The 18,860-nt window shown below is 38.5% G+C and carries 24 protein-coding genes and 3 riboswitches; of the genes, 13 read left to right on the top strand and 11 right to left on the bottom strand.

Annotated features, from left to right (window positions below):
- Positions 1-16 precede the first annotated feature (16 nt).
- The 5 genes from EV282_RS05060 (at position 17) to EV282_RS05040 (ending at position 2,980) form a co-directional block, all read left to right on the top strand.
- Positions 17-244 (top strand): spore coat protein CotJB, encoded by a 228-nt coding sequence (locus EV282_RS05060; protein ID WP_077361079.1) that lies wholly within the window; start codon positions 17-19, stop codon positions 242-244.
- Positions 245-268: 24 nt separating this feature from the next.
- Positions 269-838, top strand: coding sequence for a spore coat protein CotJC (gene cotJC, locus EV282_RS05055; RefSeq protein ID WP_130294309.1), 570 nt, complete (start codon positions 269-271; stop codon positions 836-838).
- A gap of 123 nt (positions 839-961) precedes the next feature.
- Entirely contained in the window at positions 962-1,513 is a 552-nt protein-coding gene (locus tag EV282_RS05050) for a phosphatase PAP2 family protein (RefSeq protein WP_130294307.1), read from the top strand.
- Positions 1,514-1,652: 139 nt separating this feature from the next.
- The gene (locus EV282_RS05045; protein ID WP_165389365.1) at positions 1,653-2,474 is read left to right on the top strand and encodes a UDP-glucose dehydrogenase family protein; all 822 of its coding nucleotides are present in this window, start codon (positions 1,653-1,655) and stop codon (positions 2,472-2,474) included.
- A gap of 107 nt (positions 2,475-2,581) precedes the next feature.
- Complete coding sequence (locus EV282_RS05040) at positions 2,582-2,980, top strand: UDP binding domain-containing protein (protein WP_130294303.1); 399 nt, start codon at positions 2,582-2,584, stop codon at positions 2,978-2,980.
- A gap of 232 nt (positions 2,981-3,212) precedes the next feature.
- Here the strand turns inward: EV282_RS05040 and metK are convergent, their stop codons facing one another.
- Positions 3,213-4,418 carry a methionine adenosyltransferase gene (metK, locus tag EV282_RS05035; protein WP_130294301.1) on the bottom strand — a complete coding sequence of 402 codons (1,206 nt, stop codon included), beginning with the start codon at positions 4,416-4,418 and terminating at the stop codon, positions 3,213-3,215.
- A 161-nt stretch (positions 4,419-4,579) separates the two neighbouring features.
- Positions 4,580-4,710, bottom strand: a riboswitch (SAM riboswitch).
- A gap of 260 nt (positions 4,711-4,970) precedes the next feature.
- Here metK and pckA point away from each other — a divergent pair.
- The 3 genes from pckA (at position 4,971) to EV282_RS05020 (ending at position 8,544) form a co-directional block, all read left to right on the top strand.
- Complete coding sequence (gene pckA / locus EV282_RS05030) at positions 4,971-6,554, top strand: phosphoenolpyruvate carboxykinase (ATP) (RefSeq protein ID WP_130294299.1); 1,584 nt, start codon at positions 4,971-4,973, stop codon at positions 6,552-6,554.
- Between the two features lie 135 nt (positions 6,555-6,689).
- Positions 6,690-7,976 (top strand): MFS transporter, encoded by a 1,287-nt coding sequence (locus EV282_RS05025; RefSeq protein ID WP_130294297.1) that lies wholly within the window; start codon positions 6,690-6,692, stop codon positions 7,974-7,976.
- A complete protein-coding gene (locus EV282_RS05020) occupies positions 7,930-8,544 on the top strand; it encodes a TetR/AcrR family transcriptional regulator (protein WP_130294295.1) in 615 nt (204 codons plus the stop codon). Before EV282_RS05025 ends, EV282_RS05020 begins: the two co-directional genes overlap by 47 nt.
- A gap of 350 nt (positions 8,545-8,894) precedes the next feature.
- Here EV282_RS05020 and EV282_RS05015 read toward each other — a convergent pair whose 3' ends face one another.
- Complete coding sequence (locus tag EV282_RS05015) at positions 8,895-9,704, bottom strand: alpha/beta hydrolase family protein (protein WP_130294294.1); 810 nt, start codon at positions 9,702-9,704, stop codon at positions 8,895-8,897.
- Positions 9,705-9,810: 106 nt separating this feature from the next.
- On the opposite strand from EV282_RS05015, the gene EV282_RS05010 reads away from it, so the two are divergent.
- From EV282_RS05010 to EV282_RS05000, 3 genes are read left to right on the top strand one after another with little or no spacing between them, the layout of a single operon-like run.
- On the top strand, positions 9,811-10,815 hold the full coding sequence (locus tag EV282_RS05010) for an ABC transporter substrate-binding protein (protein WP_130294292.1): 1,005 nt from the start codon (positions 9,811-9,813) through the stop codon (positions 10,813-10,815).
- A gap of 18 nt (positions 10,816-10,833) precedes the next feature.
- Positions 10,834-11,625 carry an ABC transporter ATP-binding protein gene (locus EV282_RS05005; RefSeq protein ID WP_130294291.1) on the top strand — a complete coding sequence of 264 codons (792 nt, stop codon included), beginning with the start codon at positions 10,834-10,836 and terminating at the stop codon, positions 11,623-11,625.
- Complete coding sequence (locus tag EV282_RS05000; RefSeq protein WP_226535487.1) at positions 11,591-12,397, top strand: ABC transporter permease; 807 nt, start codon at positions 11,591-11,593, stop codon at positions 12,395-12,397. The genes EV282_RS05005 and EV282_RS05000 overlap by 35 nt, the downstream gene beginning before the upstream one ends.
- A gap of 7 nt (positions 12,398-12,404) precedes the next feature.
- Here EV282_RS05000 and ytkD read toward each other — a convergent pair whose 3' ends face one another.
- From ytkD to EV282_RS04985, 3 genes are all read right to left on the bottom strand, one after another.
- Positions 12,405-12,884 carry an RNA deprotection pyrophosphohydrolase gene (gene ytkD / locus EV282_RS04995; protein ID WP_264191150.1) on the bottom strand — a complete coding sequence of 160 codons (480 nt, stop codon included), beginning with the start codon at positions 12,882-12,884 and terminating at the stop codon, positions 12,405-12,407.
- A 121-nt stretch (positions 12,885-13,005) separates the two neighbouring features.
- A complete protein-coding gene (locus EV282_RS04990) occupies positions 13,006-13,548 on the bottom strand; it encodes a hypothetical protein (protein WP_130294289.1) in 543 nt (180 codons plus the stop codon).
- Between the two features lie 87 nt (positions 13,549-13,635).
- Positions 13,636-13,899, bottom strand: a complete 264-nt coding sequence (locus EV282_RS04985) for a holin (RefSeq protein WP_130294287.1) — start codon at positions 13,897-13,899, stop codon at positions 13,636-13,638.
- 220 nt (positions 13,900-14,119) lie between these two features.
- Here EV282_RS04985 and EV282_RS04980 point away from each other — a divergent pair, with 220 nt between their 5' ends.
- Entirely contained in the window at positions 14,120-14,332 is a 213-nt protein-coding gene (locus EV282_RS04980; protein WP_066291901.1) for a hypothetical protein, read from the top strand.
- Positions 14,333-14,386: 54 nt separating this feature from the next.
- Here EV282_RS04980 and abbA read toward each other — a convergent pair whose 3' ends face one another.
- The 4 genes from abbA to EV282_RS20150 form a co-directional block, all read right to left on the bottom strand.
- Positions 14,387-14,575 carry an antirepressor AbbA gene (gene abbA / locus EV282_RS04975; protein ID WP_165389364.1) on the bottom strand — a complete coding sequence of 63 codons (189 nt, stop codon included), beginning with the start codon at positions 14,573-14,575 and terminating at the stop codon, positions 14,387-14,389.
- Between the two features lie 90 nt (positions 14,576-14,665).
- Positions 14,666-14,851, bottom strand: coding sequence for a hypothetical protein (locus EV282_RS04970; RefSeq protein ID WP_077359410.1), 186 nt, complete (start codon positions 14,849-14,851; stop codon positions 14,666-14,668).
- A gap of 48 nt (positions 14,852-14,899) precedes the next feature.
- A riboswitch (cyclic di-GMP riboswitch) is annotated at positions 14,900-14,984 on the bottom strand.
- 119 nt (positions 14,985-15,103) lie between these two features.
- Positions 15,104-15,292 carry a Fur-regulated basic protein FbpA gene (locus EV282_RS04965; protein WP_066291913.1) on the bottom strand — a complete coding sequence of 63 codons (189 nt, stop codon included), beginning with the start codon at positions 15,290-15,292 and terminating at the stop codon, positions 15,104-15,106.
- Between the two features lie 111 nt (positions 15,293-15,403).
- Positions 15,404-15,568 carry a hypothetical protein gene (locus tag EV282_RS20150; RefSeq protein ID WP_165389363.1) on the bottom strand — a complete coding sequence of 55 codons (165 nt, stop codon included), beginning with the start codon at positions 15,566-15,568 and terminating at the stop codon, positions 15,404-15,406.
- A 164-nt stretch (positions 15,569-15,732) separates the two neighbouring features.
- Between EV282_RS20150 and EV282_RS04960 the strand changes: the two genes are divergently transcribed.
- Positions 15,733-16,308 (top strand): DNA-3-methyladenine glycosylase, encoded by a 576-nt coding sequence (locus EV282_RS04960; RefSeq protein WP_130294284.1) that lies wholly within the window; start codon positions 15,733-15,735, stop codon positions 16,306-16,308.
- Here the strand turns inward: EV282_RS04960 and EV282_RS04955 are convergent.
- Positions 16,305-16,988, bottom strand: coding sequence for a hypothetical protein (locus EV282_RS04955; RefSeq protein WP_130294282.1), 684 nt, complete (start codon positions 16,986-16,988; stop codon positions 16,305-16,307). The genes EV282_RS04960 and EV282_RS04955 overlap by 4 nt on opposite strands.
- 148 nt (positions 16,989-17,136) lie before the next feature.
- Positions 17,137-18,372 carry a dicarboxylate/amino acid:cation symporter gene (locus EV282_RS04950; RefSeq protein WP_130294281.1) on the bottom strand — a complete coding sequence of 412 codons (1,236 nt, stop codon included), beginning with the start codon at positions 18,370-18,372 and terminating at the stop codon, positions 17,137-17,139.
- A 167-nt stretch (positions 18,373-18,539) separates the two neighbouring features.
- A riboswitch (cyclic di-AMP (ydaO/yuaA leader) is annotated at positions 18,540-18,703 on the bottom strand.
- Positions 18,704-18,860 lie beyond the last annotated feature (157 nt).

Raw genomic sequence — 18,860 nt, 5'->3', positions numbered from 1 at the left:
AGAATTCTATCAATGGATGGAAGAGCTCCAAGCTGTTGATTTTGTACTCGTGGAACTTACTTTGTATTTAGACACTCACCCTCAAGATCAAAATGCTGTTCAACAATTCAACCAATATGCTCAACAAAGAAAAAAAATAAAACGAGCGATAGAGTCAAAGTACGGACCACTTCAACAATACGGGAACAGTTATTCCGGAATGCCATGGAACTGGAGCAGCGGTCCCTGGCCCTGGCAGCTATAAAAAGGTAAAAGGAGGTACATTTTAATGTGGGTCTATGAGAAGAAACTGCAATATCCGGTAAAAGTTGCTTCATGTAATCCAAGACTAGCAAAATATTTAATTGAACAATATGGCGGGGCTGATGGAGAACTTGCTGCCGCTCTTCGTTACTTAAACCAGCGGTATACGATTCCGGATAAAGTAATCGGTCTATTAACAGATATCGGTACTGAAGAGTTTGCGCATCTCGAAATGATCGCAACGATGATCTACAAACTGACCAAAGATGCAACACCAGAACAATTAAAAGCTGCAGGAATAGAAGATCACTACGTTAACCATGACAGTGCGTTGTTCTACCACAATGCTGCCGGTGTACCTTTTACTGCAAGTTACATAGCAGCAAAAGGGGATCCCATCGCTGACCTTTATGAAGATATAGCTGCAGAGGAAAAGGCACGTGCTACCTATCAATGGATTATAAACATGTCAGATGATCCCGATCTGAACGATTCCCTTCGCTTCCTGAGAGAAAGAGAAATTATCCATTCCCAGCGTTTCCGGGAAGCTGTAGAAATATTAAAAGAAGAACGAGACCGGAAAATATTTTTCTGATTTTTTAACCGTCCAGTATTTGGGACGGTTTTTTTTATAAATATTTACACTGCCTTCATTTCTCCATAACAATTGTATTTTATGATAAAAATATAAAGCTATTAAGCACAGGAGGGGATATATATGACAAAAGTTATGAATTGGCTGTATGAAAAAGAATGTACATTTTTCCGGCTTATTAATGGACGTATGCACAGAAGTTCAATGGATCGTTTCTTTCATGTGTGGACTCACCTCGGCGGAGCAACTGCTACAATCTCAACAGCTGTTCTGCTCTTAATACTCCTCCCTGCACACTTAAAATCATGGGGAGCTGTCTGTATGGTTTCACTCATCATCAGTCACATTCCAGTGATGATTTCAAAAAAAATATACCCTCGGAAGCGGCCTTACTTAAACCTGCCCGATACGAATATCGGTGACAATCCGCTAAAAGATCATTCTTTTCCTTCTGGTCATACAACAGCCATTTTTTCCATTGTGACACCTCTTATCCTATTAAATCCGTTTTTAGGAGTGTTCCTGCTTTTCGCAGCTCTTCTAGTAGCTATTTCACGAATGTATCTTGGGCTTCATTATCCTACAGATGTTCTCGCTGGGATTGTTCTTGGCATATGTTCGAGCTTTGTTTCAATGTTTTTAGTTAAAGCCTTTATCTTGGGAAACCTTATTTAAAGACTGAAATAATTCCCCATACAGACCTGAAGGCAATGAAATGGAAAAATCGGGCTCTACCATAATCAGTATTCTGTTGTTACAATACGTAGAGGCAGTATCAATAGGTCTAGAAAGTATTGTAATAAGGGGAGAAATCATGAAACTTGGCATATTTGGTGTTGGATATGTAGGACTTGTAACGGCAGTGTGCTTAGCTGATAAAGGTCATTCCATATTCATTCATGATACAGCAAAAGAAAAAATAGCTACCTTGCAATCTGGAGGAGTACCCATATTTGAAGAAGGTCTGGAACAGATACTCCACCAAAATAGAAACAGATTATTTTTCACTCATGATGCACGGAAAGTTATTTCTGAATGTGAGATTATCTTCATCTGCACCGGGACGCCTCAGGACGAAAAGGGCAATGCAGATTTATCACAGGTGGAATCTGCTGTAAATGAGATAACCAGCCATAGTTTGTCAGATAAGATTATTGTAATTAAAAGTACGGTTCCCCCTGGGACCACCGAACAAATGGAGCAGTTGGCAAATAAACAAACGAGTGCTACGAACTTTCTCTTTGTGCACAACCCTGAATTTCTCAGGCAAGGAAAAGCAGTATATGATTTTATGAACCCTTCAAGAATTATACTTGGAGCGTCTGACAAAAAGGCTCAAGAAATATTGAAAAATATATACAGTGCTTGGGATGCACCGATTTTACAAACAGATTCAAAAAGTGCAGAACTGCTTAAATATGCTGCGAATTCCTTTTTAGCGATGAAAATTTCATACATTAATATGATCTCGCAGCTAAGTGATTCATTAGGAACAAACATTGATGATATCGCGTCCGGAATTGGGCTAGATCCCAGGATCGGCAGTGATTTTTTAAAAACCGGTATTGGTTTTGGGGGCTCATGTTTTCCAAAAGACTTAAAGGCACTTGAAAATGGGCAGAAGATAATGGGGTAGAACTTCCTTTTATCGGACAGACACTCGATATTAATGAAAAACAAGGTGACTTCTTTTTTGAAAAAATAAAGGCTTACGGTGAAGATTTAAAAAATAAGAAAATAACAATGCTCGGACTTTCATTCAAACCAAATACAGATGATATTCGGTCTGCTCCGTCCATTGTTCTATCGGAAAAACTGTTGAACGAGGGAGCTCGAGTAACTGCATTCGATCCGCTCGTAAGAGATTTCCCCATTGAAGGTGTGCACATGGCCCATTCATTTGAATCCGCCATAACTGATACGGATATTACAGTTATCGTTACGGAATGGGATGATTTCAACCAACTATTTCGTGCAGAAAATATGAAGAGAATGAAGCAGCCACCTGTAATTTTTGATGGGAGAAACATGTTTACTCTTGAAGAGGTCAGAAGAATTGCTGATCAGTATCCACTGCATTATGAGTCAATCGGAAGACCAAAGGTTAGCAGTTTAGGTGTTAAAAAACAGATATTTGTATAAAAAGATGCCTGCCATTGAAAAATGGCAGGCTTTTTATACTATTTTGCTTGCGATGCTGAGTGAAAATCCGATAATCGCACGTTATTGTAAATAATCGCACATTATTTTAAGAAAACGCACGTTATTTTATTTAATCGCACGTTATTTAATAAATACGGAATTTTCGACAAAGCACTACCATACTCCAAAACAAAAAACAGACTCCCATTGAAAAGGAGTCTGTTTTATCAAATTAAATATTCGCTTGGTTCTTAAGATCTTCTGCTTTGTCAGTCTTCTCCCATGGAAGGTCGATATCTGTACGGCCAAAGTGACCATATGCAGCAGTTTGCTTGTAGATCGGACGGCGAAGATCAAGCATCTTGATGATTCCAGCTGGACGAAGATCGAAGTTGTTGCGAACTAATTCAACAAGAACTTCTTCTGATACTTTCCCCGTTTCAAATGTGTTTACAGCGATTGATACAGGCTGAGCCACACCGATCGCGTATGCAAGCTGAACTTCAACTTTGTCAGCAAGACCTGAAGCTACGATGTTTTTCGCAACATAGCGTGCAGCGTATGCAGCTGAACGGTCAACTTTTGTTGCATCCTTACCTGAGAATGCTCCGCCACCGTGGCGTGCATATCCACCGTAAGTATCAACGATGATTTTACGTCCAGTTAGACCAGCATCACCTTGAGGTCCGCCGATAACGAAACGGCCTGTTGGGTTGATGAAGTATTTTGTGTTCTCATCGATTAACTCAGCAGGAACAACTGGCTTGATTACTTTTTCTTTAATGTCTTTTTGAATTTCTTCAAGTGTGTTCTCAGGGTGGTGCTGAGTAGAAATAACGATTGTATCGATACGTACTGGCTTGTCGTTCTCATCATATTCAACTGTTACTTGAGTCTTTCCGTCTGGACGCAAGTAAGGAATTTCTTCAGACTTACGTACTTCTGTAAGACGGCGGGATAATTTGTGTGCTAATGAGATTGGAAGAGGCATAAGCTCTTCTGTTTCGTTACAAGCAAAACCGAACATCAAACCTTGGTCACCTGCACCGATCGCTTCGATCTCAGCATCTGTCATAGAACCTTCTCTTGCTTCAAGCGCTTGGTCTACACCCATTGCGATATCAGCAGATTGCTCATCGATAGAAGTTAATACAGCACACGTTTCAGAATCGAAACCGTATTTTGCACGGTCGTAACCGATTTCTTTAATTGTCTCACGGACAACTTTTGGGATATCTACATAAGTAGAAGTTGTGATCTCACCAGCAACAAGTACTAGACCTGTTGTAACAGATGTTTCACATGCTACACGTGCATTAGCATCATTAGCTAAAATTTCATCTAGAATGGCATCTGAGATCTGGTCACAAATTTTATCCGGATGGCCTTCTGTTACCGATTCAGATGTAAATAAACGACGACTTACTTTTTTGGACAAATTAATATCCTCCCTTAATTGCTTTCAGTATGATACGGTACTTTATTCTTATCTATTTTGCATTGTTTATGTTCTTACCTTGAAAAAGGCATAAAAAAAGCCCTTCCCTGTTTCACATATCATTCGCGAGGGAAAAGGTTTACAATAAAAATGCCTTCATCCTCTTATTGTCCAAGGTTATTTTCACCTTGCAGGTTAGCACCTTTTCATTTTAAACAGATCCATAATCTCTGCTTTCATGTCGGTTGCTGGGTTTCATAGGGCCTGTCCCTCCACCTACTCAGAATAAGAGTAGCCGTTCTCGAAATATAATAGCGCAATGACTTTACAATGTCAATAGAAATCCCTTTAAAATCAATAAGAAGAAGCGGATTTTTGCACTTTTTTGTTACCGCTTTCAATATGTTGAAGATTCCTGTTGAATTTAGCCTTTTTTTCAGGATTAAGAACTTTTCTGATGCGCTTTCATAAAATAGTATACATTATTTAAATTAATGTGTTATACTAATTTTCGAATATATCACTCTAGGATAAAGGATGGTACTGTCTGATATGAATACTTTGGAATTTACGACAACCTTAAATGAACTTGTGACCCGTGAAACAACTCACCAGAACTTGCCTGTTCCGGTTTTAGTAGAAAAATCATTAACACGAAATGAAGGCATACTTACTTCTACAGGTGCACTTCGAGCAACCACGGGGACATACACAGGCCGCTCCCCAGAGGATAAATTTATTGTTGAAGATGCATCCGTAAAAAAATCCATTGACTGGGGTAAAGTAAACAAACCATTTTCACCTGAAAACTTTGATAAATTATATAAAAAAGTACTTCAATACTTAGGCACGAAAGAAGAGCTATTCTTATTTAAGGGATTCGCAGGGGCAGATCAAGAGTACCGTCTTCCTATTCAAGTTATCAACGAATACGCTTGGCACAATTTATTTGCACATCAGATGTTTGTGCGTCCTAACGAAACAGAACTAGCTTCACATGAATCCCAATTCACAGTAGTTTCTGCTCCTGGATTTCAAGCAAATCCTGCTGAGGATGGAACAAACTCTGAAACATTTATTATTATTTCCTTTGAAAAACGAATTGTATTAATCGGCGGAACTGAATACGCTGGTGAGATTAAAAAATCCGTATTCTCTGTAATGAATTACTTGCTCCCTGAAAAAGGAATCCTTTCAATGCACTGTTCAGCCAACGTAGGAAACGAAGGTGATGTGGCTCTTTTCTTCGGCTTGTCTGGAACAGGGAAAACAACTCTTTCCGCTGATCCTAACCGTCGCTTGATCGGTGACGATGAGCACGGATGGGCAAACACAGGAGTGTTTAACGTCGAAGGCGGCTGCTATGCAAAGACAATTGATCTTTCTAAAGAAAAAGAGCCGCAGATTTGGAATGCGATCCGCTTTGGAAGTGTATTAGAGAATGTAATGATCGATGATGATTCCCGTATTGCGGATTATAAGGATTCCACATTAACTGAAAATACAAGAGCTGCCTATCCTGTTGATGCCATTCCGAACATCATTCAGCCAAGTGTGGCAGGTCACCCAAATACAATTATCTTTTTAACAGCTGATGCTTTTGGAGTGTTGCCTCCAATCAGTAAATTGACAAAAGAACAAGCAATGTACCATTTCTTATCTGGATACACAAGTAAGCTTGCTGGAACTGAAAGAGGAGTTACTTCACCTCAAGCAACTTTCTCAACATGCTTTGGCGCTCCATTCCTTCCGCTGCCTGCAACGGTTTATGCAGAGATGCTAGGTAAGAAAATCGATCAGCATAATGTTCAAGTATTCCTTGTTAACACAGGCTGGTCTGGCGGTGAATATGGTGTCGGAAGCCGTATGAATTTATCTTACACTCGTGCTATGGTTCAAGCGGCACTTGAAGGGGAGCTTACATCTGTTGAAACTGTAGTAGATCCTGTATTCGGACTTCACATTCCAACTCATTGCCCTGGTGTCCCTGATCAAGTTCTTCAGCCAAAGAAAACATGGGAGAATCCTGAGCAGTATGATGAAAAAGCAAAAGAACTTGCTTCTAAATTTAAGGCTAATTTTGAAAAATTCAAATCTGTTTCTTCAGAGATCGCGCAAGCAGGACCACTTGCGTAATCACTTAAATTACCCTCCCGTTATCCAGCGGGAGGGTTTTTTTTGGTATTTATTAGAAAAAACAGTTGTAAAGTGACATCCATGTCATTTATAATAATGACATGGATGTCACTTTAAAAGCCGGGAGCTGATAAAATGGAACAATCGGAAAAATTATTAAAGAACAAACCCTATCAACTGTTAATTTCTGCTCAATTGATTTCAAATCTTGGAGACTGGCTGTCAATTCTTGCTGTATTTACGCTTGTGGGACTTAAATGGGAAGCTACACCACTACAAGTTTCCTTCATTATCTTATCCCTTGCCCTGCCAATGACTTTGCTGGGTCCTGTAGCAGGTGTCTTGGCTGATCGTTGGGAACGCAAATACATTATGATTACTTCTGATACAGTAAGAGGTTTCATAATTTTGGGTCTCGTATTCGCTAATGAACTTTGGCATGTCTATACTTTATTATTTGGTTTAGGAATATTTTCTGCTCTCTTTACACCGGCTAAAAACGGAAAGCTAAAAGAAATTGTGCCGGATCACCACATGCAGCAAGCAGCCTCAATCAGTTCCATCATTGAGAGCGGTACGAAAATAATCGGACCTGCAGTAAGCGGTCTTCTCCTTGCACTATGGAGTTTCAAGATCATCTTTATTCTTGATGCCATAACATTCTTACTATCCGTCCTTTTCCTGCTTAAGATTCCTACAAACCCTTCAAAAATGCTAAATGAAGAAGACGTAGAGAATAAGCTAAAGAAGAACTTTATCAAAGAAATGCTTGATGGCTTCTCATTCATTAAGGGTATTCCCGCTATTATGTACGGAACTCTTTTAATGGCTGTTACCATGTTTGTTATACAAATGTCAGATTCACAGTTCGTTACTCTCTTTAGAGAATTAAAAGAAGTTTCACCACGATTAATCGGTGCTGTTATGACCGCTTCTGGAGCCGGTTTTTTAGTTACGGGTATCATCTTGAGTAAGTTTGAATCTAAAAATGCGATTAAGGCTATGGCAGGCGGAATAATGGCACTTGGTTTAGGTTTTGGAAGTCTTGCGATCCTTACTGATATTAGTCTTTCCAATCCTATGGTTTGGGCACCTTCCATAACATTTTTAGCTTGTGTTGGGGCTGGCTATGTTTTTATTCCCTTTCAGGCCAACGTATTAAAGCTAACACCCGAACATATGACCAGCCGAACATTCGGTACAATCGGCAGCATCATGACGTTTTCCTCTTTAATCGGTCCTATTGCAGGCGGATTTTTAGCAAATTTATTCGGAGTAATTCCGATCTTTATCGTTACATCTAGTGGATTGTGTTTTATAAGTATGATAGCTTTTATTTCAAGAGCACAGTCTAAAGGAAAAAAAGGAGAAACATATGTCACCGAAAGTCACGGAGAACCACAAAGAAGAGCGGAAGCGTAGCATTTTAGAAGCTGCAAAAAAGATTTTTATAAAAAAAGGATATGACGCCTTTGTTATGCAAGACGTAATTGATGCTGTAGATTTAAGCAGAGGCGGCGTGTATTCCTACTTCTCCAGTAAAGAAGACTTGTTTTTATCCATATTAGAAGATTCGAATAATACGTACAGTAAAGAGATTAAAGATATGGCCAAACACCCTTCGATTTGGAATTCTTTAGTAAAAGATTTTGAGAACTATAAATCCGCGAGTGATACAGAAGATTTGTTTGGAGCTGTACAAATCGAATATTTTTTAATCAATAGACTTCTGCCTGAGAAAAAAATCTACATGAAAGAACGATATCAATTTGCTATTGAACATTTGACTAATTTGTTTGATGAAGGTGTAAAAAAGGGAGAATTCAACCCTAAATATCCATTAGATACCATTGCAAGGTATTTTATAACTTTTAACGACGGAATAAATATAGCCACAATCTTCCTCAATAAAAAAGATTTAAACTTTAACGCACAAATTGATATTTTTTTGTCTCATTTAGCGAGTTTGTTAGGAGTAATAAAAGAATAAAGAGAGTGATGCCTCAAAAGTATAAAACTTTGGGGTCATCACTCTTTTTATTATTCTGATTTCACATTGGAGGATATTCTGTAATTTTAATTTTGTAAAAATTAATTTTAGCATACAATGTGGTCTTTGAAAGTAGTTGATTTCCGCTCCAGGTTGCACGCTTTCCCCGGGGCGTGCGATGAGCCTCCTGCCGCTTTGTGCCATTAGGAGTCTCCACCTGACTGCTCGTCCCGCAGGAGTCGGCAACCTTACGCTCCAATCAACTTGCAAATGATGAGAATGGAAAAAGCCTAAAGCAACCATCCTTTGAAAGAGAGCGAAATAAAAAATGGGGGCTGCCAAAAGTAAGTTCATCTTACTTTTGGGACAGCCCCTTTTCCATGTTCCTTCATCCATTCACATAGCGCATATGTTATTTTTCTGTTTTCTTTTGGAGGAAAGTAATGCGTATATTCGGGATAGATCCAAGTTTCACAGGGCTTCCCAAGTTCCTCTAACCTTTTTTCGATCATAAGAGTGTGCTTTACACTCACATTTTCATCTTTCATTCCGTGGATGCACAATAAAGGTGCTTGCAATTCATTACAGTAAAACAAAGGTGACCGCCATTCGTATTCTTCAGGATACTTTTCTGGCGTGCCGCCGATCACCCTTTTCATCATCCGGCGCAAATCTTCTCTTTCCTCATAAGTGACAGCCATATCTGTTACACCGCCCCAAGTAACTACAGATTTGATCTCAGGGTACTTCATAGCAGTAAACAATGCCATAGGTCCGCCTCTAGAAAAACCGAATACGTGGATTTCATTGTGATCAACTTTTGGAAACTGTTTTAATACTTCGAATGCAGCAAAGGCATCTGTCCTGTCTTTACCAGCAAAATCTTCGTTTCCTTCCCCACCGAGGTTTCCTCTGTAATAAGGAGCCATTACTGCAAATCCATGTGATGCGAATTGGATAATCCTTGCGATACGGACCATGCCAACTGATTTAATACCGCCTCTTAAATAAAGAAATCCCGGAAAAGGCCCTTCCCCTTCCGGCAATGCAGCGAGACCTTTTATTCTCAAACCGTCATTTAAGTATGTAACAACATACAGCTTAATGGTTGGATGTGGGGAAGGAAATCGCTGCCATTCTATGATTTTTGCTCGTTTCATTCCGACACTCCTTGTTTATTTAGTGGGCAAACACACATTTTCGGTAATCACATACATTATTACATAAAAGTCATGACTTCATCCCTATTTGTGCAGGAGGATTGCAATGAAACATTTAAAAAGGAAAATCACTTTACTGTTTACTTCCCTGCTTGCCCTTTCCTTGCTTCTGGCTGGCTGCAACACTTCCAGTTCTAAACAGGAAAAAGTACGTATAGCAGAAGTTACACGCTCTATCTTTTACGCCCCTCAATATGTAGCTATTGAAAAAGGCTTTTTTGAAGACGAAGGGCTAAACGTTGAACTCACAACAACTTGGGGCGGAGATAAAACGATGACTGCTTTATTGTCAGACGGTGCTGACGTAGCACTCGTAGGTTCAGAAACTACGATATATGTTCACGCGCAAGAATCTACAGACCCTGTCATCAACTTCGCACAGCTTACGCAAACGGACGGAACTTTTTTAGTGGCGCGCAAAAAGCCTGATTTCTTTTCATGGGAGCAGTTAAAAGGAAGTACATTCTTGGGTCAGCGCAAGGGCGGCATGCCTCAAATGGCAGGTGAATTCGGCCTTAAAAAACACGGGATCGATCCTAAAAACGATCTCACAATGATTCAAAATATCGATTTTGCAAATATCGCTAACGCCTTTGCTTCTGGTACGGGTGATTATGTTCAATTGTTTGAACCTCAAGCTAGTCTTTTTGAACAAGAAGGTATAGGTCACATCGTAGCTTCTTTTGGAGCAGAATCAGGGAAAATCCCTTACACGACATTCATGGCAAAAGAAAGTTACATGAAAGAAAATAAAGAAACTCTTGAGAAATTCACAAAAGGCTTATACAAAGCCCAGTTATGGGTAGAAAACCATTCCGCAGCTGAAATTGCTGAGGTCATCGCACCATATTTTGAAGATACCCCTGTCGAATTAATTGAAACAGTAGTAGATCGTTATAAGAGCCAGCATAGCTTTGCATTAAATCCAATATTGGATGAAGAAGAGTGGAACAACCTGCAAACCATCATGGATGAGGCTGGAGAACTTCCAAAAAAGATCGACTATGATGTTCTCGTTGATACAACGTTAGCGAAGAAAGCTATTAAATAAAGTACAGGAGGGATCGTCGTGGCTTTTTTGCAGCTAAAATCAGTCGGTCAAACTTACTTTTCAAAAACATCCGCCACAACGGCCTTAGAAGATATTTCACTTTCAATAAATGAAGGAGAATTCACCTCCATACTCGGTCCGAGCGGATGCGGAAAATCCACCTTGCTGTCTATTATAGCAGGTCTACTAGTTCCAACCGCTGGATCGGTTATGGTGAACAATCAGACAGTCAATCAGCCGCATCCAAAGATTGGCTATATGCTGCAGCAAGATTATCTTTTTCCATGGAAGACCATTGAAGACAATATTACGCTTGGCCTAAAGCTAAGAAATCAAAATTCAAAAGAACACATTCAAGCGGCTTTCCGATTATTAAAAGAAATCGGACTTGAACATACAAAAAGCAAATACCCTTCAGAACTATCAGGTGGAATGAGGCAAAGGGTGGCACTTGTTCGAACTTTAGCGACCCAGCCTAAAATGCTTTTACTTGATGAGCCATTTTCAGCTTTAGATTACCAAACAAAACTGAAGCTGGAAGACTTAGTTTCTTCTACTCTTAAAGAGCACGGTAAAACGGCTATTCTTGTTACCCATGATATTGGCGAAGCAATTGCGATGAGTGATCATGTCATATTGTTATCCAGTAATCCCGGCCGTATATTCCGCACGTTTAAAATTCCAGAAACGCTAAAAAGCCTCCTGCCATTCGAAGCGAGACAGCACCCTGATTTTTCAGCAACATTTCAGCAAATATGGGAGGAGTTGGAGCACATTGAGCAAAACGATCACGAACAAGAAACATCTTGAGTATCTTTTATCCATAAAAAAAGAAAGACGAAACATCCGGATTGTCCAGCTACTCATCTTTCTAAGTTTTTTTTCGATGTGGGAAATCTCTTCCAAACAAGGCTGGATCAATCCATTACTTTTTAGTTCACCTTCTAAAATCTGGTCTCTGTTTCTCGAGAAGGCCAGTGATGGATCTCTTTATATCCATGTTGCATTTACACTTGGCGAGACCGTTCTGGGATTTATTCTTGGAACTCTTTTCGGTACCTTATTAGCGGCATTGTTGTGGTGGTCACCTTTTTTATCGAGAGTTTTGGATCCATACCTGGTTGTTCTTAATGCCATGCCGAAAGTTGCCTTAGGTCCTATCCTGATAGTTGCGATCGGACCTAATTTCGGATCCATTATAGCAATGGGAATTCTCATCTCGGTTATTATAACAACACTTGTCGTTTATACGGCTTTTCAAAACGTGGATGAAAACTATGTAAAAGTTGTCCGTTCATTCGGCGGGGATAAAAAACAATGTTTTAAAGAGGTCATCCTTCCAGCATGTTTCCCAAGTATTATCTCATCCCTGAAAGTAAACGTCGGTTTATCCTGGGTGGGAGTGATTGTCGGTGAGTTCCTTGTTTCAAAGCAAGGGTTGGGCTATATGATCATTTATGGCTTCCAAGTGTTTAATTTCACACTAGTATTAATGAGCCTTCTAATCATTGCTGTAATGGCGACTTTAATGTATCAGGGAGTGGAATACCTTGAAAGTAAACTAATAAAGCACCATTCATAAACTCTGATCAGACCAGGGAATGTTCGAGAGCGTACTTCATGCTTTCTGACAACACCTGGTCTTTCATCATAAAACTAAATGTTTTGTTTGTTGCCACATCGTCAGGCAAGTGACTCATTAAGACAGGACCATTTGTTTCAAAATAACGATGTTTCAATAAAATTTTATCTACGTTAGCCACATAGATGTTTTTTATGATTTTACCGCCTTTTCCATCAACGTAATACTGACCTATATATTTCAATTCAGAAACTCTTCCACCTGTTTCTTCGTAGACCTCTCTGATTGCGGCTTCATCTGCCGTTTCACCAGGCTCTACTTTCCCACCGGGAAATTCTATACCTCGCCTTGGATGTTCGGTTAATAGCCACTGGTCCTTGAATTTACAAATACACCAAACATGCATTGGAGTATCAGAAAATGGGTGGTCAGAAAACGACAATTGTACGGTGTTGTTATAGAAATCTTTAAATGTAATAATATCCATCGCACTACTCCATCTCGACTATTTCCTCTATTGTAAAGTTCACAACATTTAAAGTCCATTTGTTTTAATCGTTCATCCAGATGTTTGTTCTAATCGAGAAAAAACATGGGTAGCCCCATGCTTAATCCACTGAAGTAAATGTAATAATCCATTTGCCATCAATATATTCGTATCCTAGTGTAATTTCATATATACCGTAAAGATCAGAACTGTTCTTTTGATAAACCCGGTAAGAAGTATCGGAAAGCTGCTTGATATTTACCGGTTCCTCTTCTTCTAGCCAAGGAGGCAATTCAGTCGGAATAATGTATAAAGAGCTTTCCTTTTCTTCAAATAAACCATCAGTATAATATGTTGCAATATCTTCAGAAACATAGTTAGTTAAATAAGTTATAAGTTCATCTTTGGAAGAATAGTTTATTACTTTATAATTATCATCTGTTTCCTGTTTAAGAGCTTCCATGAAAAGGCTTGCATTTTTCTTTGCAAGTTCCTCATTGAATCCGGGGATTTTTTTCTCGCCCGCTTTTTTCTCTTCAGCATTTACCGGCTGCGAGATTGCTTTATCTTTCTCATAGGAATTCTCTTGAATTTGATCTGGGATGTTAGGGACAAATAGAAAGGACAACATAACAACAAAACAAAGTGCTATAAAAGCCTTCATGAGATCCACCACCCGACATTGTTTTCTTACTATAATCTATTCACTGTCTTACAAATTCTAAACATTTTGTATAAATACTTGTATGTCTCAGCATGTTCTTTTTGATTTTTTACTTCTCTTTCCTATTTCATACAATCCAGTTGCTGCCAAACCTGCTATTCCTCCAGACCATAGTCTTAGCACAACGTCCATATCGGTAAAAGGATAAGCAAGAATTCCAACTATTAAACCTACAAAAAAGCTGGTTAAAGGGATATATTTCTTAGGAATCGGGAAAGTACGTTTTAACAGCTCCATAAGTGCAGTAACTAATGGAGCCAGAAGCGATGAAAACATGAGTACCTGCTCCAACCGGACCACCTCCTCTTTTTTCACAGCACGTTCTTCCATCCTTTATGTATTTTAAAGATTCAAGCTGCATAACTTAAATCCTGCCTAACTAAAAAATTACTTTTTGTCCTAATCATAATGCACCTTTTTGCATAAACTGAAGTGCCATGATTTTTTTCGGTTATTTCTTTAAAATCGGTCCATACTATTGGTAACGAAAGGCAAGACAGGAGTGAGTTTTATGGTAAAAGGTGACGATCTTTTTCTTATACGTTTAGAAGCAAATGAAATCTCTTGGTGGGAATATGCGAGAAATGTTTCTCCTGTTTCAAGACCGCCACAATATTTAACATATTGGTCTTTCTTAAAAAATAGAGGGAAACTACCTAGAAGATTAGTAAAAGAAGCTGAATGGCGGATGGAAGCTAGAAGAAAAGGGTTACTTGATACTTAATAAAGAGAAAGTAAAAAGCAAAAGATCCAAAAGGTCTTTTGCTTAATTTTTTTTTTAACTATGTAATTTTTTTAATAATACGTTCAATTTCCTCATTTTAGCTTCATAACCGGGTTTGAGCTCATATTCAAGATCTTTTAATTCAGAATCTACAACCTCATATGCATAACCCTGGCTAAGTAGCGCTTCGACTAGTAATTCCTTATCTTCCTCAGAGAGATTGAGTCTTTCTTTATACTTCATTTTTTTTGCCCCTTTCCATGTATGCATTCATTATAACGTGGGGCTTTGAAGGATATCCTTACTAAAAATTTGGAAATTTCCAATCTCGAACTAACTCGTTATAACCACCCAAGCAATTGCACCTATGATTATGAGTACATTAGTAAAATAGTCAATAATCCGTGTATCCTTTTTTACCATGGTAGCTGTAAAATACAGAAGCAATCCAAAACAAAAGAAAATAGCTAAATAATAACCAATCACAGACCAGGATAAGAACAAAATTTGATTTTCCATATACATATCCTCCCTTTTTTACTTCATAAATCGAAGGATAATGATTCGTAAGGTAGCTGGCTGGCATATTGTAAGAAATGAAGCCCCTTTAGCTTTGCGTCCCCACTTTTCAGTGAATTTGCCTTTATCAAACGATTTATGGTATTTCTTCTGTTATTTTGTCGTAAAAATAAACCCTTTTCCCTACCCATAGGAGTATTATACCAAAAACAAAGTAAAGAAGTACCTATTTTTTAAATATTTCAAAAATATTCAACTAATATGATCCTCTCTCCCTAATAGTTGAGCATTTTTCCATTCTGATTCTAATTCTGTCAATGTAAATTCTGTTAAATGCCTATGATCTTCATAGCCGTATAGCCCCTTATGAATAAGATGCTGAATCAAACGCTGTTTTCTTCCTTCGACAGCTCTTCTCAACTGGCCCTTATTATGATTCATTCCTCAATCTCCTTTTTTTTAACCATTTTAACCACCTTAAAGAAGATTCAAGCATTTTCAGAAAATAAAAAAGTCCCTTCCATAAGAAAGGAACTTAAAAAAACACTTCGTTTAATGTAAGACAGATTTACTCCATTGTTCATAAACAGAATTAGGCGCATTCCAGCAAAGCCATGAAACCATTGTTTTTACTCCTTGCTGACTAACTTCCCAATATTCCCAGCGTCTTTTGGAGAGATTCTGATAAATTCCTGTTTCATTAACCCAACCATCCACATTAAACGCCTCCTATTTATTTGCTTTATAAAAACTTCTTTCTAACCTTATGATTTCCTTTTTTTTACGTTTGTAAAACTCCGACAAAAGGTAACATAATACTACAAATTCTATCGTTTATTTTACTAATATCATCCTCATGTCATACATTATAGGAGAAAAAAATGGATTTATGGAATCTGCCAACACTCGAACTTGCAAATAGACTTCTTGGAATGGAACTTATTCATAAAAATAATCAGGGTTTAACTTCAGGCCTAATTGTTGAAACAGAAGCTTATTTAGGCCCAGAAGACCGGGCAGCCCATTCTTTTGGAAACCGAAGAACTCCTAGAACAGAGGTCATGTTTCATGAAGCAGGAACAATTTATACTTATTTTATATATGGGATGCATGTTTGCTTCAATATCGTGTCCGGTCCGGTAGATAAACCAGAAGCGATTTTAATAAGAGCTATCCAGCCGATTAAAGGGATAGAGATCATGAAAGAAAGAAGGGGAAATATAAAAAAAGAGGTACAGCTCACAAATGGTCCTGGAAAGCTTTCAAAAAGTATGGGATTTTCGCTAGAACATTCTGGTCAAAAAATGAATATGTGCGGAATAAGTATAAAAGAAAAAATGAAAATCCAGTCTCATGAAATAGAGTCTGGACCAAGAATAGGCATTCAGTATGCAGAAGCGGCCGTATTTTTCCCATACCGTTTTTGGATAAAAAACAACCCTTACGTATCGCGTTAGTACGTAGGGTTGTTTTCATTGATAGAGACAGCTGCATCATCTTGAATGAAATCAACAGCTGCAGTTCTATTCGTTTCCTGCATCCAAGCAAGATGATAATAGGTCTGTTTTTTCATCGAAACATACTTTGATTGCATGATAAAAAGCCATGCAAGTAAAAATAAGACCGTTTTCAAAACACTTTCACCTGTAAAACTTACAGAGTTGATAGGCAGCACATTCGCTGCAATACTCGATAGTAATCCTGTAAAAATTGCCGCCAATAAAAATAGGGCCTGATTATTTCTCAGAAATCTCATTCGCTGCTGCAAATTATTCTGAACAAAAAGTCTTTCTTGTAAATTAAACTGTAAGTACCGGCTTTTTGCTGCTTTCGCATTTGCTACTAACCCTTTAGATCGGTCTGATTGCCAAAGAGTCTTTAAAAAGAGACTAAATTCAATATCCCTGGCAGGTTCCCTGACCATCTTTCGGTGAATAAAATTGTGCGCCTGATAAAAAGTTATAGCTCTATAAAGGATCTCTAAGATGATGAACCCAGTTATTACAGTTAAAGCAAATACAAACCAAAAAGAATTCATACCGCTTTCTATTAACTCAACAACAGGATTAATAACAGTTTGCAGCTGCACCCAAATAACTTTTCCAGCAAGTATTATTAATTCAAGCCACTTTTCCAAAAATATCACTCCGAAACATCATTATGTATTTATCTATTTTAACATGAAGTTCGGTTTTTGCTTACATTTATTTACTCATTTTCACTAAACTAGGGATTTAGGCATAAATAAAAGCCGCAGGAAAACCTGCGGCTTTTGATAAAATTTATTAAGCAGTTGCCTCTTCTTTTCTTTCGCCAACATGCTTATCTTCACCTTTGTCGACGATAAGAGCACACGCTGCATCACCTGTAATATTAACCGCTGTTCTAAGCATATCTAGAAGACGGTCTACACCTAGAATCAATGCGATACCTTCAACCGGCAATCCTACAGAGTTTAGGACCATCGCTAACATGATAAGCCCAACCCCTGGTACACCGGCTGTACCGATACTTGCCAGTACTGCCGTTAAGATAACCGTAAGCATTGCACCGATGCTTAAGTTCACATCATACACTTGTGCAATAAAGATTGTTGCTACCCCTTGCATAATTGCTGTTCCATCCATGTTGATCGTAGCACCAAGCGGCTGAACAAAACCGCTCACAGACTTACGAACACCTAGGTTTTCTTGAGCAGTTTTCATAGATATCGGAAGTGTAGCACTTGAACTTGAAGTACTGAAAGCAACTGACATAGCTGGCGAGAATCCTTTAAAGAACCAAACCGGACTCTTTTTGGCTAATAAAGCTACTCCCCCTCCATAAGTTACGATCGAATGAATAGCTAGCGCCGCAATGACTATAATCATATATAATCCCATTGCTTTAATCGCTTCCATACCTTGGCTTCCAATCGCGGAAGCAATCAACGCGAAGGCACCATATGGAGCGAACTTCATTATTAGGTTTACAAGGTACATCATTACTTCATTACCTTGTTCAACCAAGTTTAAAAGTCCCTTTGTCTTGCTGCCCAGCATTGTTAACGCAAAACCAACAAATACTGAGAATGCAATGATTTGAAGCATGTTTCCATCAGCCATAGCCTGAACAGGGTTAGTAGGAATAATTCCTAACAAAGTATCTGTTACAGCCGGAGCTTCCTGAGCTTCAAATTTTGCTCCTTCGGTTTCAAAGTCACCTACGCCAGGTTTAAAAATAAGTGCTAACGACATAGCAATAATAATGGCGATTGTTGTAGTTGCAAGGAAGAAACCGATTGTTTTTACACCGATACGTCCTAATTTTTTTGGATCACCCAAACCTGCTGTACCTAGTACGATTGAGAAGAACACAATTGGTACAACGAGCATTTTAATAAGGTTTAAGAATAATGTTCCCACTGGTTTTAATACATACTTATCCAGTGTCGCGAAAGCATCTGGCAAGGCTAAGTTGAGAATAAGACCCGCAACAACCCCAAGTGCCAATGCAATCAAGATTTTTGTTGATAACTTCATAAACGCATCCCCCTTTATTAGAAAATTCTTACTATTGTTACTATAGTATGAGGAGTGTGTCCTAATACATGCCTAAATTTTTGTTTGCATATAAAAACCCACGAAAACTAGAGAGGAATTTTCCGTGGGGTACACTGCAACACATAGACTTAGCCCATGTATATAAGCTCTCTCTCCAAAAACGCTTACGGGGTTAGCTGTCGGATTAGGGAATTGAGAGTTATCCCTTCTGCTTTTAACAAATTCATCCCAAGGCTTTAGTGCCAAAGTTGTGGTTCCCCCGCTTCTTTTAAGTTCAGAATAGAACAAAAGAATTCAGCGAATCATATTAACGTGCTTTAATCTTATCAACATACATAAAAACTTGTCAAGATTTCTGAACATGCATATTTATTCCATTTAAATGTTTCTTCATGAAGGTTTTTCCAAAACTTCTTTTCTACCCCATAAGCCAAAACGTGTAAGCGAATGATGTAAAAGGTTCTATT

This window comes from Fictibacillus sp. BK138, assembly GCF_004216955.1.
GTDB lineage: Bacteria > Bacillota > Bacilli > Bacillales > Fictibacillaceae > Fictibacillus.
The sequence above is the reverse complement of the archived record's forward strand: the minus strand, read 5'-3'. Positions and strand labels throughout refer to the sequence as shown.

Bases quoted from the DNA above. Each gene is read 5' to 3' on its own strand.
- EV282_RS04965 (WP_066291913.1), bottom strand. From the start codon at position 15,292: ATGAATCATAATAAGGGCCAGTTGAGAAGAGCTGTCGAAGGAAGAAAA.
- EV282_RS04970 (WP_077359410.1), bottom strand. From the start codon at position 14,851: ATGGAAAATCAAATTTTGTTCTTATCCTGGTCTGTGATTGGTTATTAT.
- EV282_RS05040 (WP_130294303.1), top strand. From the start codon at position 2,582: ATGCTCGGACTTTCATTCAAACCAAATACAGATGATATTCGGTCTGCT.
- EV282_RS05025 (WP_130294297.1), top strand. From the start codon at position 6,690: ATGGAACAATCGGAAAAATTATTAAAGAACAAACCCTATCAACTGTTA.
- EV282_RS05060 (WP_077361079.1), top strand. From the start codon at position 17: ATGGAAGAGCTCCAAGCTGTTGATTTTGTACTCGTGGAACTTACTTTG.
- EV282_RS05010 (WP_130294292.1), top strand. From the start codon at position 9,811: ATGAAACATTTAAAAAGGAAAATCACTTTACTGTTTACTTCCCTGCTT.
- EV282_RS05015 (WP_130294294.1), bottom strand. From the start codon at position 9,704: ATGAAACGAGCAAAAATCATAGAATGGCAGCGATTTCCTTCCCCACAT.
- EV282_RS04950 (WP_130294281.1), bottom strand. From the start codon at position 18,372: ATGAAGTTATCAACAAAAATCTTGATTGCATTGGCACTTGGGGTTGTT.
- EV282_RS04960 (WP_130294284.1), top strand. From the start codon at position 15,733: ATGGATTTATGGAATCTGCCAACACTCGAACTTGCAAATAGACTTCTT.
- pckA (WP_130294299.1), top strand. From the start codon at position 4,971: ATGAATACTTTGGAATTTACGACAACCTTAAATGAACTTGTGACCCGT.
- EV282_RS05050 (WP_130294307.1), top strand. From the start codon at position 962: ATGACAAAAGTTATGAATTGGCTGTATGAAAAAGAATGTACATTTTTC.
- EV282_RS05045 (WP_165389365.1), top strand. From the start codon at position 1,653: ATGAAACTTGGCATATTTGGTGTTGGATATGTAGGACTTGTAACGGCA.
- EV282_RS05020 (WP_130294295.1), top strand. From the start codon at position 7,930: ATGTCACCGAAAGTCACGGAGAACCACAAAGAAGAGCGGAAGCGTAGC.
- abbA (WP_165389364.1), bottom strand. From the start codon at position 14,575: ATGAAGTATAAAGAAAGACTCAATCTCTCTGAGGAAGATAAGGAATTA.
- EV282_RS04980 (WP_066291901.1), top strand. From the start codon at position 14,120: ATGGTAAAAGGTGACGATCTTTTTCTTATACGTTTAGAAGCAAATGAA.
- cotJC (WP_130294309.1), top strand. From the start codon at position 269: ATGTGGGTCTATGAGAAGAAACTGCAATATCCGGTAAAAGTTGCTTCA.
- ytkD (WP_264191150.1), bottom strand. From the start codon at position 12,884: ATGGATATTATTACATTTAAAGATTTCTATAACAACACCGTACAATTG.
- EV282_RS04990 (WP_130294289.1), bottom strand. From the start codon at position 13,548: ATGAAGGCTTTTATAGCACTTTGTTTTGTTGTTATGTTGTCCTTTCTA.